The sequence below is a fragment of the Ralstonia psammae genome (assembly GCF_958405935.1).
GTDB lineage: Bacteria > Pseudomonadota > Gammaproteobacteria > Burkholderiales > Burkholderiaceae > Ralstonia > Ralstonia psammae.
On the sequence record NZ_CATZBU010000001.1, the window covers coordinates 56,135 to 70,423 of the forward strand.

General features: G+C 65.1%; 13 protein-coding genes. 12 read left to right on the plus strand and 1 reads right to left on the minus strand.

Features of this window, described 5'->3' with window-relative positions; all coding sequences use genetic code 11:
* The 8 genes from R2N16_RS25475 to R2N16_RS00340 all read left to right on the plus strand — a co-directional run bounded on the left by R2N16_RS25475 (nt 1) and on the right by R2N16_RS00340 (nt 6,315).
* Nucleotides 1-381, plus strand: a complete 381-nt coding sequence (locus R2N16_RS25475) for a type IV pilin protein (protein ID WP_428984079.1) — start codon at nt 1-3, stop codon at nt 379-381.
* Entirely contained in the window at nt 369-950 is a 582-nt protein-coding gene (locus R2N16_RS00310; RefSeq protein WP_316663397.1) for a GspH/FimT family pseudopilin, read from the plus strand. The genes R2N16_RS25475 and R2N16_RS00310 overlap by 13 nt, the downstream gene beginning before the upstream one ends.
* 20 nt (nt 951-970) lie before the next feature.
* Entirely contained in the window at nt 971-2,083 is a 1,113-nt protein-coding gene (gene ribD / locus R2N16_RS00315; protein WP_316663400.1) for a bifunctional diaminohydroxyphosphoribosylaminopyrimidine deaminase/5-amino-6-(5-phosphoribosylamino)uracil reductase RibD, read from the plus strand.
* 6 nt (nt 2,084-2,089) lie between these two features.
* A complete protein-coding gene (locus tag R2N16_RS00320; RefSeq protein WP_316663402.1) occupies nt 2,090-2,743 on the plus strand; it encodes a riboflavin synthase in 654 nt (217 codons plus the stop codon).
* A gap of 127 nt (nt 2,744-2,870) precedes the next feature.
* Nucleotides 2,871-4,010: a bifunctional 3,4-dihydroxy-2-butanone-4-phosphate synthase/GTP cyclohydrolase II gene (ribBA, locus tag R2N16_RS00325; RefSeq protein ID WP_316663404.1), complete on the plus strand. Its 1,140-nt coding sequence runs from the start codon at nt 2,871-2,873 to the stop codon at nt 4,008-4,010.
* Between the two features lie 81 nt (nt 4,011-4,091).
* Nucleotides 4,092-4,592: a 6,7-dimethyl-8-ribityllumazine synthase gene (gene ribH, locus R2N16_RS00330; RefSeq protein ID WP_024976377.1), complete on the plus strand. Its 501-nt coding sequence runs from the start codon at nt 4,092-4,094 to the stop codon at nt 4,590-4,592.
* Between the two features lie 27 nt (nt 4,593-4,619).
* Nucleotides 4,620-5,087, plus strand: a complete 468-nt coding sequence (nusB, locus tag R2N16_RS00335) for a transcription antitermination factor NusB (RefSeq protein WP_012761449.1) — start codon at nt 4,620-4,622, stop codon at nt 5,085-5,087.
* A 43-nt stretch (nt 5,088-5,130) separates the two neighbouring features.
* On the plus strand, nt 5,131-6,315 hold the full coding sequence (locus R2N16_RS00340; protein ID WP_316663411.1) for a pyridoxal phosphate-dependent aminotransferase: 1,185 nt from the start codon (nt 5,131-5,133) through the stop codon (nt 6,313-6,315).
* A 78-nt stretch (nt 6,316-6,393) separates the two neighbouring features.
* Here the strand turns inward: R2N16_RS00340 and R2N16_RS00345 are convergent, their stop codons facing one another.
* On the minus strand, nt 6,394-7,584 hold the full coding sequence (locus R2N16_RS00345) for a transglycosylase SLT domain-containing protein (protein ID WP_316663415.1): 1,191 nt from the start codon (nt 7,582-7,584) through the stop codon (nt 6,394-6,396).
* Between the two features lie 537 nt (nt 7,585-8,121).
* Between R2N16_RS00345 and ubiD the strand changes: the two genes are divergently transcribed.
* The 4 genes from ubiD (at nt 8,122) to R2N16_RS00365 (ending at nt 14,249) form a co-directional block, all read left to right on the plus strand.
* A complete protein-coding gene (gene ubiD, locus R2N16_RS00350) occupies nt 8,122-9,633 on the plus strand; it encodes a 4-hydroxy-3-polyprenylbenzoate decarboxylase (protein ID WP_316663417.1) in 1,512 nt (503 codons plus the stop codon).
* Nucleotides 9,634-9,762: 129 nt separating this feature from the next.
* Nucleotides 9,763-11,271, plus strand: coding sequence for an NAD-dependent succinate-semialdehyde dehydrogenase (locus R2N16_RS00355; protein ID WP_316663418.1), 1,509 nt, complete (start codon nt 9,763-9,765; stop codon nt 11,269-11,271).
* A gap of 80 nt (nt 11,272-11,351) precedes the next feature.
* Complete coding sequence (locus R2N16_RS00360; protein WP_316663419.1) at nt 11,352-13,406, plus strand: acetoacetate--CoA ligase; 2,055 nt, start codon at nt 11,352-11,354, stop codon at nt 13,404-13,406.
* A 129-nt stretch (nt 13,407-13,535) separates the two neighbouring features.
* Nucleotides 13,536-14,249 carry a hypothetical protein gene (locus R2N16_RS00365; protein WP_316663422.1) on the plus strand — a complete coding sequence of 238 codons (714 nt, stop codon included), beginning with the start codon at nt 13,536-13,538 and terminating at the stop codon, nt 14,247-14,249.
* Nucleotides 14,250-14,289: the final 40 nt, after the last annotated feature.

Here is a 14,289-nt window from a genome sequence, read left to right on the forward strand (position 1 = left end):
ATGCGTGGGTTCACCCTGCTGGAACTGATGGTTGTGCTGGCAATTGCCGGCGCGCTGGCGATCGTTGCGATGTCGGCGTGGCCGGCGTACTCGGCCCGCGCACGCCGTACCGCCGCAGGCGCTGCCTTGGTAAGCACCCTCGTCCAAATGGAATTACGCCACGCGCAGACGGGGTCCTACGAAACCCGAGACATGTCGCCCGGGAGCCCCGTACCGGGAGTCGACGGCTATACGATTGTCGGGAACCAGCCGTGCACCCCGGCATCCCGTCAGTGCGCGATGGTCATCGCGATTGCGCACCACGCGGACCCGCCCTGCGGCACCCTGACGCTGAACAGCACGGGCGAACGCACACCGGATGATCCGGCATGCTGGCCTTGACTCCGAAACGAAGGGGGCCCTGCCAGGCGGGCGTGACGTTCGCGGAAATGATCGTCGTGATCGCCATCGTGGGTCTCTTGGCTGTCATGGCGCTGCCCTCGATCGTCGACCGCTGGCAACGCGAGACCGTCATCTCGCTTGCCGAACAGTTCGCCAGCAACGTGTCCCTAGCGCGAGCGACAGCGCAGTACCGCCACGTCCAGGCCCATCTGCAACCCCTGTGTCCCTGCGGCGACTGGGACATGGGCTGGCAACTGACGACGTCGCCCCCGGCGGGTACGCCCGATGTGACGCTCCCTCCTGCATCCGGAGACGGAACTCTGGTGGCCACCGTCTCGACACCGCCAATGCCATCCGTGCGCATCCGCTTCAGGATCCCTGGCAATACGCTGTCATATGCACCTGTGGGATACTCACGTAACAGCAACGGTGGGGCACTGCACGGCACCCTGACCATCTCGAGCGGGCGGCATACGCGGCAAGTGCGGGTCAACAGTGCGGGCCGAGCACGTATCTGCGATCCGGCCACAGACCCTCGCAATTGCCCCGCCACCGGCGACGACCCTTAACCGACTCCAGTTTCACGCCCATGTTCTCCGACTTCGACCACGCCATGATGCAGCGCGCCCTGGCGCTGGCCGAAAAGGGCTTGTTCACCACCACGCCCAACCCGCGCGTCGGATGCGTGATCGTGCGTGACGACACCGTCATCGGCGAGGGCTATACGCAACCCGCCGGCCAGGACCACGCTGAAATCCAAGCCATCAAGGATGCCCAGTCGCGCGGCCAGGACGTGCGCGGCGCCACCGCCTATGTGACGCTGGAGCCTTGCAGCCATTTTGGCCGCACCCCGCCCTGCGCGGATCGCCTGGTCGAAGCCGGCATTGCACGCGTGGTGGCGGCCATGGAAGATCCGAACCCCGCAGTCTCCGGACGCGGCTTGCAGAAGCTGCGTGACGCCGGCGTCGACGTGCGCTGCGGACTGCTGGAGCGCGAGGCGCGTGAGTTGAACATCGGTTTCGTTTCGCGCATGACGCGCGGCACGCCGTGGGTGCGCGTGAAGGTCGGCGCCTCGCTGGACGGCCGCACCGCGCTGGACAACGGTATCAGCCAATGGATTACCGAGACCGAAGCGCGCAACGACGGCCACCGCTGGCGCGCGCGCGCCTGCGCCATTCTCACCGGCATCGGAACGGTACGCGAAGACAACCCGCGACTGACCGTGCGCGCCGTCAATACCCCGCGCCAACCGCGCCGCGTGCTGATCGACTCGGCGCTGGACGTGCCGCTCGACGCCCACATCCTCACCGCAGATGGCCACCACGAGCCGACGCTGATTTTTGCCGCCCAGCCCGAAGCCGGCCGCATGCGTGCATTGAGCGAGCGCGGCGCGGAGGTCATCCTCCTGCCCAACGCCGCAGGAAAGGTGGATCTGGCCGCAGTACTGCGCGAGCTGGGCCGCCGCGAAATCAATGAGCTGCACGTCGAGGCCGGCTTCAAACTCAACGGCTCCCTGCTGCGCGAAGGGCTGGTTGACGAGATCCTCGTCTATCTGGCGCCCAAGGTGCTCGGCTCGGGCCAGGGCATGTTCAATATGGGGCCGCTGCAGACGCTGGAAGGCGCGGCCGAATTCTTCTTTCACGACATCTCGCGCATCGGGGGCGACCTCCGCATCCTGGCGCGCCGCAACCCGACGGATTGATTGCTTATGTTCACCGGAATCGTCGCCGCAGTTGGCCGCATTGAAACCGTTACGCCGCTGGGCGACAACGCCGACGCAGGCGTGCGCCTGTCCATCGACTCCGGCGGCCTGCCCCTCGCGGACGTGGCCCTGGGCGATTCGATCGCCATCCAGGGCGCCTGCATGACGGTCGTCGCTAAAACCGACAGCCGCTTCGACGTGGATGTGTCGCGCGAATCGCTGTCCAAGACGGTCGGGCTGGAACGCCCGGGCGAGGTGAATCTGGAGAAGGCCCTGCGCCTGGCGGACCACATCGGTGGGCACCTGGTGTCGGGCCACGTGGATGGCCTGGGCACGGTCACGCATTTCGCGCCGGTCAACGAATCGCACGAACTACGTGTGCGGGCGCCGGCGGAGCTGGGCAAGTTTCTGGCCTACAAGGGCTCCGTAGTGGTCAACGGCGTGTCGCTCACCGTCAATACCGTGCGTGACGATGCCGACGGGTGCGAGTTCTCGATCAACCTGATCCCACACACGGTGGCTGTGACCACGCTCAAACACCTGAAGGCCGGCAGCCAGGTCAACCTGGAGATCGACCTGATCGCCCGCTACGTGGAACGCATGCTCACCCACGCCGCCATCGGCCTGCCCGTGGGCACCCAGTCTCTGGCAGCCGTTTGAACCGCGGGCCCCACTGGCTTGGGGCCACCTTGGCGTACAATAGCGGGCTTCCCATTTACGCAGTCGCACGGCCCCCGAAATTACGGATTTGCGGGAGTTGGCCGGCGGCGCGCACCCCTGCTACGCCATGTCGATCGCCACAGTCGAAGAAATCATTGCCGAAATCCGCGCCGGCCGAATGGTCATCCTGGTCGACGAGGAAGACCGTGAGAACGAAGGCGACCTGATCCTGGCAAGCGATTTCGTCACGCCGGAAGCCATCAACTTCATGGTCACGCACGCGCGCGGCCTGGTGTGTCTGACGCTGACCGAAGAGCACTGCGACCAGCTCGACCTGCCCATGATGGCAAGCCGCAACGGCACGCAGTTCGGCACCAATTTCACCGTATCGATCGAAGCGGCTGAAGGCGTGACCACCGGTATTTCCGCAGCCGACCGCGCGCGGACCATTCAGGTGGCCGCTGCCAAGAACGCCAAACCGTCGGACCTGGTGAATCCTGGCCATATCTTCCCCTTGCGGGCCCAGAAAGGTGGCGTGTTGATGCGCGCCGGCCACACCGAAGCCGGTTGCGACCTGACTGCGATGGCTGGACTGACACCCGCCGCCGTGATCTGCGAGATCCTGAAAGACGACGGCACCATGGCGCGCTTGCCGGATCTCGTGGAGTTTGCCAAGAAGCACGGCCTGAAGATCGGCACGATTGCCGACATGATCCAGTACCGCAGCCGCACCGAAAGCATCGTCGAGCGCGTCGGCGAGCGCACGATGGAGACGCAGTTCGGCACATTCCACGCCGTCGCCTTCCGCGATCGCGCTGCCGGCCGCGCCCATTTGGCGCTGGTCAAGGGCACGCCGACGCCGGACACCGAAACGCTGGTGCGCGTGCATGAGCCCCTGTCGGTGCTCGACCTGTTGGAGTGCCAGCGCACGACACACTCGTGGAGTGTGCCCGCCGCCCTGCGCGCCGTGCAGGCGGCCCCGACCGGCGTGGTCGTGCTGCTCAATTGCGGCGATTCGGCGGACCGCCTGTTCACCCAGTTCACCGCGCTGGACGCGCCGCACGAGCGCCCGCGCACGAAACCCGATCCGCGCATCTACGGCATCGGCGCACAAATCCTCAAGGACGTGGGCGTCGGCAAGATGCGTGTGCTGGCCTCGCCCCTCAAGCTGCCGAGCATGGTCGGCTACGATCTGGAAGTGACGGCGTACCAGTCGATGGCGGACGCACCAGACTTGACTCCTGCTTCATCAACCGCCACGCATTGAACATCCTGCGGCAGCCAAGACTGCCGCGTCGGCTTTCTTTTTCTGACGTTGCCCGACCGGCAACCCCAACCGGAATACACCATGGACCACGGCTTCTACCCGACCAATCTCAACGGCGAAGGCCTGCGCATCGGCATCGTCCAGGCGCGTTTCAACGAACCCGTGTGCGAAGCGCTGCGCGAAGCGTGTGTCGCTGAACTGGAACAACTCGGCGTGGCCGGCGAAGACGTGCTCCTGGTGACCGTGCCCGGCGCGCTGGAAGCCCCGCTGGCGCTGCAGAAGATGGCCGAATCGGGCCAGTTCGACGCGCTGATCGCGCTGGGTGCAGTCATCCGTGGCGAAACGTACCACTTCGAGCTGGTGTCCAACGAATCGGGTGCCGGCATCACGCGCGTGGGCCTGGACTTCAACATCGCCATCGCCAACGGCATCCTGACCACCGACACCGACGCACAGGCCCACGCCCGCACCCGCGAAAAAGGTCGCGACTGCGCCCGCACCGCCGTCGAAATGGCCAACCTGACCAACGACCTCGACGGTCTGCAGGATCATGGCCAGGACGACGACGGCGAGAACGAATAAGCGCTCCCTCGCGCAAAGGCTTTTTCCATGACGCAAGACAATTCCCAAGCCAAGACCAAGGCGCCCGCCAAGAGCGCGCGCCGCCGTGCGCGCGAACTGGCGCTGCAGGGTCTGTATCAATGGCTGCTCAATCGCAACGACCCCGGCGTGGTCGAGGCGCATCTGCAGGACGCGCAAGGCTTCAACAAGGCCGACCGCGCGCACTTCGACGCACTGCTGCATGGCGCCATCCGCGAAGAAACCACGCTGACCGAAGCCTTCACGCCGTACCTGGATCGCCCGGTTGCCGAGCTGTCACCGGTCGAACGTGCCGCCCTGCTGGTCGGCGCGTACGAGCTGGTGCACTGCGTGGACATCCCGTACAAGGTCGTGATCAACGAGGCAGTTGAGCTGACCAAGACCTTTGGTGGCGTGGAAGGCTACAAGTACGTCAACGGCGTGCTGGACAAGCTGGCCGCCCAGGTGCGCGCTGTCGAGGTCGCTGCCCGCCGGTAATTCGGCGTCTGCTGTTCGTTTTACCTTTTTGCTTCGCTTCAAGATGGACGCCCACCGCCTGCAGACAGCCGCCCGGCTGGCCAATATCCGCGCCTTTCACGTGATGGAGCTGGCCAAGCAGGCCCGCGAACTGGAACTGGCGGGGCGCAGCATCATCCACATGGGCATCGGCGAGCCTGACTTCACCGCCGCCGAGCCCGTCGTGCAAGCCGCCGCCGACGCCATGCGACGCGGCGTCACGCAGTACACCGGGGCCTTGGGCATCCGCCCGCTGCGCCAAGCAATCGCCCGCTACTACCAGACCACTTACGGCCTCGACATTGCGCCCGAGCGCATCATCGTGACGGCAGGCGCATCGGCAGCGTTGCTGCTGGCGTGTGCGGTGCTGGTGGAGATTGGCGGCGAAGTCCTGATGCCCGATCCGAGCTATCCGTGCAACCGTCACTTCGTGGCGGCCTTCAATGGCGAGGCGAAACTGGTGCCGTCGGGGCCGGAAGAACGCTTCCAGTTGACGGCCGCGCAGGTCGAAGCCCACTGGGGCAAGCGCACGCAGGGGGTGCTGCTGGCCTCCCCGTCCAACCCGACGGGCACGTCGATCCTGCCGGATGAGCTGCAACGTATCGTGCAGACGGTGCGCGCGCGGGGCGGATTTTCGATTGTCGATGAGATCTACCAGGGCCTGTCGTACGATCAGGCACCGGTCTCCGCGCTGTCGTTCGGCGACGATGTCGTCACGATCAACAGCTTTTCGAAGTATTTCAACATGACCGGCTGGCGACTTGGCTGGCTGGTGGCGCCCGCCGAACTGGTGCCCGAGTTCGAGAAGGTCGCGCAGAACCTGTTCATCTGCGCGTCGGCGGTGGCGCAGTACGCGGCGCTGGCGTGCTTTGAGCCGGAAGCGCTGGCGATTTACGAAGCGCGCAAGGCAGAGTTCCGCCGCCGCCGTGATTTCATCGTGCCGGCGTTGGAGTCGCTCGGCTTCAAGGTACCGGTCAAGCCGGACGGAGCGTTCTATGTCTACGCCGATTGCCGCGGCGTGAACCACCCGCACGCCGCCAATGCCGACGCCCTCACCCAGTCGATGCTGCATGACGCAGGCGTAGTGCTGGTGCCGGGGCTGGATTTTGGTCCGCACACAGCGCAACACTACATCCGACTGTCATACGCTACGTCGATGGCGCATCTGGAAGAGGCGGTCGCAAGGCTCGGCAAGCTGTTTGGCCGGTAAAGCAGCCTACGCCTCGCCCAAGCAAAAAGGCCGTCCCGAAGGACGGCCTTTCTTATATAGCGCGGCGCAGCGGATCGATCAGGCCTGGCCCCGGGACTTGTCGTCCAAGCGCGCCTCTTCCTGCTGACCTGCGGCCGGTTGCTTGTCGGCAGGCTTGGCGGCTTGCGTCTTCGCATCGGCCTGCGTCGTCACAGACGTTGCCGCTGCGACCGGCTTCACCGATTCACGTTCGGACGCCGCCGTCGTCGGCGAACGATGGCCGGTGGCCACCAGGCGCAGGCGCGAGCGCTCTTGCAGCACCTTGCCGCCGTAGCCGCCGTCGCCTTGCGTGACCGCACCAACGTACAGCTTCAGGCCGCCTTCGATCGAACCTGCACGCGCGATGCAATCCTTCAGCACCAGCGCACCGACCTTGATGTTGGCGTACGGGTTGAGCGCGGCACCCACACCGCCCATCACTTCGTACTTGTCCTGGTGGACCTTGGTCATGACCTGCATCAGGCCCTGCGCACCCATGCCGCTTTCGGCGAACGGGTTAAAGCTGGACTCGATCGCCATCACGCCGAGGATGAGCAGCGGATCCAGGCCGACTTCCTTGCCGGTCTGATAGGCCGCCTTCACCAACTGGCCAGTAGCAGTGGCCGCCACGCGGTACTTACGGGCGATGTATTCCGCCACGGCAGCCTGCTCTCGCGGGGTACCGGCGGTTGCCGACTCACGCGCGTCGCGGACGACTTGTGTGTTCGGAATCTGCGCAGCCAACTCGGCCACGGACGGCACCTTCGAGAGCGTGTCCCAACCGGCAGCCGCGACCGTGCCGCCCTGGGCCGTAGCCGGGGCCACAGCCTGAACGGCGCCTGTACCGGCGGACGGCGCAGTCGGCGCAAAAGCCACCGGCTGCACGCCAGCCGCAATCGCGGGTGACGGATTGGCCGAGGCGACACTGGTGTCGACACCCGGCGTGAAATGCAGCACGCGTTGAGCAACCGTGGCGCGCCACTCGCTGTTGAGCGAGAGTGCAACTGCGGCGGCCACCGCCAGCAAGCCAATGCTATTGAGCACGACATGCCCGCTGCGGAACACCAGCAGTACGCCAGGATGCAACTCATTGCGGGACGCGGCAGCGCCCCCTGCGTTCAACTCCATGCGCAGCTTACGAGGCAGCGCAACTTGACCTGCACGCGCGAGGCGGCGGCCAACCGGGGCAACGAGCCGGCGTTGCAGCGCCGATCCGATCCCGGAAGAATGAAGGGTTTTCCAACCGTTCATACTTACCTCCGTCCGCTGCGCAGATCCGGTAGACGCCTTTCTTTTGCATGGCGCCGTGCGTTTCGGGTCGCAACGGTTTTTAGTAAGGATGCCGCGCTGTTGCAGTCAGCCGGCATCTGTTGGGGGCACTCCCCTAGTGCCCAGAGAAATGCGGGCCGTGTCCTTGGGGAGGTCACGTCCCGCAGCGATGCTGATGTGCTCTGGTGTCGCCCCGCATACGCATGAGCGGTGGGCGAAGGCATTAGCCGAAAACATGTTGCGATGCAACAATTACCAGATCGGATTGGATTGTAGGAAGCGCGTTATTCCAAGTCAATCATAAAGAAGTAAGTTTTTATATCTAAAAGTTATGACTTAGCCCGCGTTGTTGGGACTAGCTGACCTGCAATGCGTTCTGTCATCAGGGGGCCATGGGGTTTTGGCCGTACAATCGCGGCCACCCTGCCTACACCAAAAAAATATCGCCCCAACGACCGTTCGGGGGGCGGACCCTCCGCGTGATAGGCGATCCACCTTACCTTTGGTTACAAAATCTCCATGCAATACAGGGACTTACGTGACTTTCTCGCCCAGTTGGAACGCACGGGTGAACTGCGCCGCGTGCGCCAGCCGGTATCGCCACGCCTGGAAATGACCGAAGTCTGTGATCGCCTGCTGCGTGCCGAAGGCCCGGCGGTGGTCTTCGAGCAGCCGGTGGACGGCGCGCAGAAGTACGACATGCCGGTGCTCGCTAACCTGTTTGGCACCACGCGCCGTGTGGCGCTGGGCATGGGGGCAGAGTCGCTCGATGAGCTGCGTGACGTGGGCCGACTGCTCTCTGCGTTGAAAGAGCCCGAACCACCGCGCGGTCTGCGTGAAGCCGGCAAGCTGTGGACGATGGCCAAGGCCGTGTGGGACATGGCGCCGCGCAAGGTGTCGTCGCCGGCGTGTCAGGAGATCGTGTGGGAAGGCAATGATGTCGACCTCTCGCGCATTCCTGTACAGACATGCTGGCCCGGCGATGCGGCACCGCTCGTTACGTGGGGGCTGGTCATCACGCGCGGGCCGCACAAGAAACGGCAGAACCTGGGAATCTACCGACAGCAGGTCATCAGCCGCAACCAGCTCATCATGCGTTGGCTGGCGCACCGCGGCGGTGCGCTGGACTTCCGCGAGCACGCCATCGCCAACCCGGGCCAGCCGTTCCCAATTGCCGTGGCGCTGGGCGCGGACCCGGCCACCATTCTCGGTGCGGTGACGCCGGTGCCGGATACGCTGTCTGAGTACCAGTTCGCGGGGCTGCTGCGTGGTAGCCGGACCGAGCTTGCGACATGCCTGACCCCCTCGCTCGCGCAAGCACAACTGCAAGTGCCGGCCGGCGCAGAGATCATCCTCGAAGGCCACATCCAGCCAGACGCGACGCACCCGAGCGGCTATCAGCACGCACTCGAAGGCCCCTTCGGCGATCACACCGGCTATTACAACGAGCAGGACTGGTTCCCCGTGTTCACGGTCGAGCGCGTCACGATGCGCCGCGACCCGATCTATCACTCTACGTATACAGGCAAGCCGCCCGATGAGCCGGCCGTGCTGGGCGTAGCACTCAATGAAGTGTTCGTGCCGCTGCTGCAGAAGCAGTTTCCGGAGATTGCCGATTTCTACCTGCCGCCAGAGGGCTGCAGCTACCGGATGGCGCTGGTCAGCATGAAGAAGCAATATGCCGGCCACGCCAAGCGCGTGATGTTCGGTGTGTGGAGCTTCCTGCGACAGTTCATGTACACGAAGTTCATCGTGGTGGTGGACGACGATGTGAACCTGCGCGACTGGAAAGAAGTGATCTGGGCGATCACCACCCGCGTGGATCCGGCGCGCGACACAGTGATGGTGGAGAACACGCCCATCGACTACCTCGATTTCGCCTCGCCCGTCTCCGGCCTGGGGTCGAAGATGGGCATCGACGCCACCAACAAATGGCCCGGCGAAACCACCCGTGAATGGGGCCAGCCCATCGTCATGGATGCCGCCGTCAAGGCCAGGGTCGACACCATGTGGGACACGCTCTTCCAATAACCACAAGGCCCGGCGGCGCAGTCTGCGAGCGAACGATCGTTCGGTTATTCTTAGTGAGTTAAGCGACTGCTGCATCTAAAAGGCGGGCCCTTTTTGTCGACTGGGTCCGCCTTCCTTATGGAGAACGCCATGGCCGAAGCACTCGACTCATCCCGCACCGCCGCCGCGCTGGAGCGCATCAAAGACCGCACCCTGGTCAAAACGCAGTCTTATGTAGACGGCGCCTGGGTTGGCGCGGCCGACGGCGCGACCTTCCCGGTCTACGACCCTGCCACCAACGCGCACCTGACCGACGTGGCCAACCTGGGCCACGCAGAAACGCTGCGCGCCATCGACGCGGCCAACGCAGCGTGGCCCGCGTGGCGCGAGCTGACCGGCAAGGAGCGCGCAGGGCTGATGCGCCGGTGGTTCGACCTGCTCATCGCCAACGCCGACGACCTTGCTGCACTCATGACCGCCGAGCAAGGCAAGCCACTGGCCGAAGCCAAAGGCGAAATCGTCTACGGCGCGTCCTTCATCGAATGGTTTGCCGAAGAAGCCAAGCGCGTCTCGGGCGACGTCATGGCCAGCACCTGGCGCGACAAGCGCATGGTCGTGCTCAAGCAACCAGTGGGCGTGTGCGCCTCCATCACGCCGTGGAACTTCCCGCTGGCGATGATCACCCGCAAAGTCGCGCCGGCCATGGCGGCAGGCTGCACCATCGTCATCAAGCCGGCCGAGCAAACGCCACTTTCCGCGCTGGCGATGGCCGAACTGGCGCACCGCGCGGGCATTCCCAAGGGCGTGGTCAACGTGGTGACGGGTGACGCGGATCGCTCGATCGCCATTGGTAAAGCGCTGTGCGAATCGCCGATCGTGCGGCATTTGTCCTTCACGGGCTCGACGCCGGTGGGCCGCATCCTGATGCAGCAGTGCTCGCCGACGGTGAAGAAGGTGGCACTGGAGTTGGGCGGCCATGCCCCGTTCATCGTGTTCGACGACGCCGACATCGATGCCGCCGTGGAAGGCGCAGTGCAGTCGAAGTACCGCAACGCCGGCCAGACGTGCGTGTGTACGAACCGCTTCTATGTGCATGCCTCGGTGTACGACGCGTTTGTGGAAAAGCTCTCGGCCAAGGTGAAGGGCATCAAGGTGGGCAACGGCTTCGAGACAGGCGTCGTGCAGGGCCCGCTGATCGACGATCAGGCCGTGGAGAAGGTGCAGCGCCACATCGACGACGCGACGCAGAAAGGCGCGCGCCTGACCGCGGGCGGCAAGCTGATGCAGGGCTTGGGCTCGCAGCGTTTCGTGGAGCCCACGGTGCTGGCCGACGCCACGCCCGACATGCTCATCGCGCGCGAAGAAACCTTCGGCCCCGTCTCCGCCATCTTCAAGTTCCAAGACGAAGCGGAAGTCGTGCGCCTGGCCAATGACACCGAATTCGGCCTCGCCTCGTACTTCTTCAGCCGCGACATTGGCCGCATCTGGCGCGTGGCCGAGCAGCTTGAGTACGGCATGGTCGGCATCAACACCGGGCTGATCTCGAACGAGGTGGCGCCCTTTGGCGGCATCAAGCAATCGGGCCTGGGCCGCGAAGGTTCGGTCTACGGCATCGACGAATATCTCGAACTCAAGTATCTGTGCATGGGCGGCATCTGACCCGCCATCCCCCATCGGCCGACCTGCCACATCGATAGAGCGGGCGGCCTTTCCCCTTGCCTCACCGGCGGAGGAGACACATGAGCACGATCCAGGAAGGCGCCCTGCTGTGGACGCCGTCGGCTGATTTCATTGCGCGTTCGCGCCTGACCCACTACCTCGACTGGCTCGCGCGCGAACGCGGCCTGCGCTTCTCGGCCACCACACCCGAGGGCTACGCCCAACTGTGGGAATGGTCCACCACTGAACTCGAGGCGTTCTGGACGTCCGTCTGGGATTATCTCGATCTGCGCGCCTCGACACCCTTCACGCAGATGCTGGGCGAGCGCACCATGCCTGGCGCGCAGTGGCTGGTCGGCGCAAGGCTCAACTACGTCGATCAGGTCATGCGCCACGTGGAGGAAGGCGGCAGCCCCGACCGCCCCGCCATTCGCTACGCCAGCGAGACCAAGCCGCTGGCCGACCTGTCGTGGCGCGCACTGCGCCAACGCGTCGCCTCGCTGGCCGATGCGCTGCGCAGGATGGGCGTGGTGCCGGGCGACCGCGTTGCCGCGTATCTCTCGAACACGCCGGACGCGATCGTTGCGTTTCTCGCCACGGCCAGCGTCGGGGCGATCTGGTCCGTCTGCGCGCCCGACATGGGCCAAGTGGCCGTCACCGACCGCTTCCGCCAGATCGAGCCCAAGGTGCTGATCGCGGTGGACGGCTATCACTATGGCGGTCGCGCATTCGACCGCACCGACGTGGTCGCAGAGATGATCACCGCGCTGCGAACGGTCGAACAACTCATCCTTGTGCCGCAACTGCTCGGCGACATCAACCGTGCGCGCTTCCCGGCAGCCCGCGACTGGCGCGACCTGACGGCAAACGACGTGCCGCTCGTCGTCACACCGGTCGATGCCAATCACCCGCTGTGGATTCTCTATTCGTCCGGCACCACCGGCATGCCGAAGCCCATCGTGCACGGCCACGGCGGCCTGCTGCTGGTGCAAACGATGATGGGCGCGCTGCATCTCGACCTGGGCCCCGACGACGTCTACCACTGGTACAGCAGCACCGGCTGGGTCATGTGGAATTCGCAGGCAAGCGGCTTGCTCGGCGGCGTCACGCTCGCCATCTACGACGGCAATCCCGGCACGCCCGATCTCAATACGCTGTGGCGCTTCGCGCAGGATGCGGTCGTGACCTTCTTTGGCGCCGGGGCGGCGTTCTTCGCCAATTGCCTGAAAGCCGGCATCGAGCCGGGTCGCGATTTCGACTTGTCGAAACTGCGTGCGGTCGGCTCGACCGGTTCGCCGCTCTCGGCCGAGGCGTACGACTGGATCTACCGCCACGTAAAGGCTGACGTCTGGCTCAACCCGATTTCCGGCGGCACCGACTTTGCCGGCTGCTTCGTTGGCGGCGTCGCCACGCTGCCCGTCTATGCGGGAGAGATGCAATGCCGCAACCTCGGCTCGCGTGTGGAAGCGCTGGACGAGGGCGGCCAGCCACTCGTCGATGCGGTGGGCGAACTGGTCTGCACCGCGCCCATCCCATCGATGCCGCTCTTCTTCTGGGGCGACACCGACGGCAGCCGCTACCGAGACAGCTACTTTGACATGTACCCCGGCCAGTGGCGCCACGGCGACTGGATCAAGATCACCCCGCGTGGCGGCGCCATCATCTACGGCCGATCGGATGCCACCATCAACCGCCACGGCATCCGCATGGGTACGGCCGAGCTGTACCGCGTGGTGGAGGATTTACCTGAAGTGCTCGACAGCCTCGTCGTCGACCTTGAATTCCTCGGCCGCGAATCGTTCATGCCGCTGTTCATTGTGCTGCGCGATGGCGCGACACTCGACGACACGCTGCGCAACACGATCAATGCGCGCATCAAGGCAGGGCTATCGGCCCGGCATGTGCCCAACGTGGTCGTACAGGCGCCCGGCGTGCCGCGCACGCTGTCGGGCAAGAAAATGGAAGTGCCGATCAAGAAGCTGCTGCTGGGCGCACCGCCCGAGCGCGTCGCCAACCCTGATGCGATGGCCAATCCGGACGTGCTGGCGTGGTATGCGAACTACGCCCGGTCGCTGGCGCACCAAAGCGGCGCTCCCGGCGAACCCGCGCCAGCATTGGAATCGTGGCGGAGCTAGACCAATCGTTGGCCCATCGTTTCACAATCTCCGCCAATTGAACGATGGCACGGCGCGGATGTGATGACTAACGTACAGTTCGCACCGGCACGCCAAGATGCCGGGCGAGCTGCTTAACGGGGAGTCACCATGCTTGCAACAACGAACGTCCTGATCAAAACCGAGGACGGCCGTGAAGCCTTGGCCGAGCGCCGCCACGACATGCAGATGCGCCAACGTCATCTGCTCATCCTCATCGACGGTGCCCGCACGGTCGGGCAACTGCATCAACTGCTGAGCGACTGGCCGGACGTCGACGAACTGCTCGCAGGGCTGCAACAGGCCGGCATGGTCGACGTGCTGCCGGGTATCTCGCGTGAAACCGCGCCGGCTGCCGAACCCTTCGACCCGATCACGCACTTCAACCGCCCCTTGCTCGACGATGACGCCGACAGTGCGCCTGCCGCCCTATCGCTCATCTACGACGAACTGCCGCCGTTGACCGGCATGACGCTCGGCCTGCAAGCGGTGGCCGCGCCCATCGACGAACCCGCCGCCAATGACGCCAGCAAGCGGTCAGCGGCGCCAGTCCAGGCTGTCTTGGCACCGCAGCCAGCCGTCCCGCCGGAGTTGGCCGACGTATTGCCCAACGTGGTCAAGGTCGAATTGATGCGCCTGGCGGTGCAGCACTTCGGTTCGGCCGCGGGCGCCGCCATGCCGCTGCTGCGCGCCTGCAAGGAAGACCCGCAATCGCTGTGCGACGTGGTTGCCGCGTGCGCCAGGGCCGCGGCGCCGACTGCTGGCGAGCATGCTGCGGCGAAGTTTGTGGATGCAGCCATGCAGGTGATGGCGCTGCGGCGCTGAAGCCGCCACAGGCGGTGTTTGCGAAGCACGGGCAAAGCCG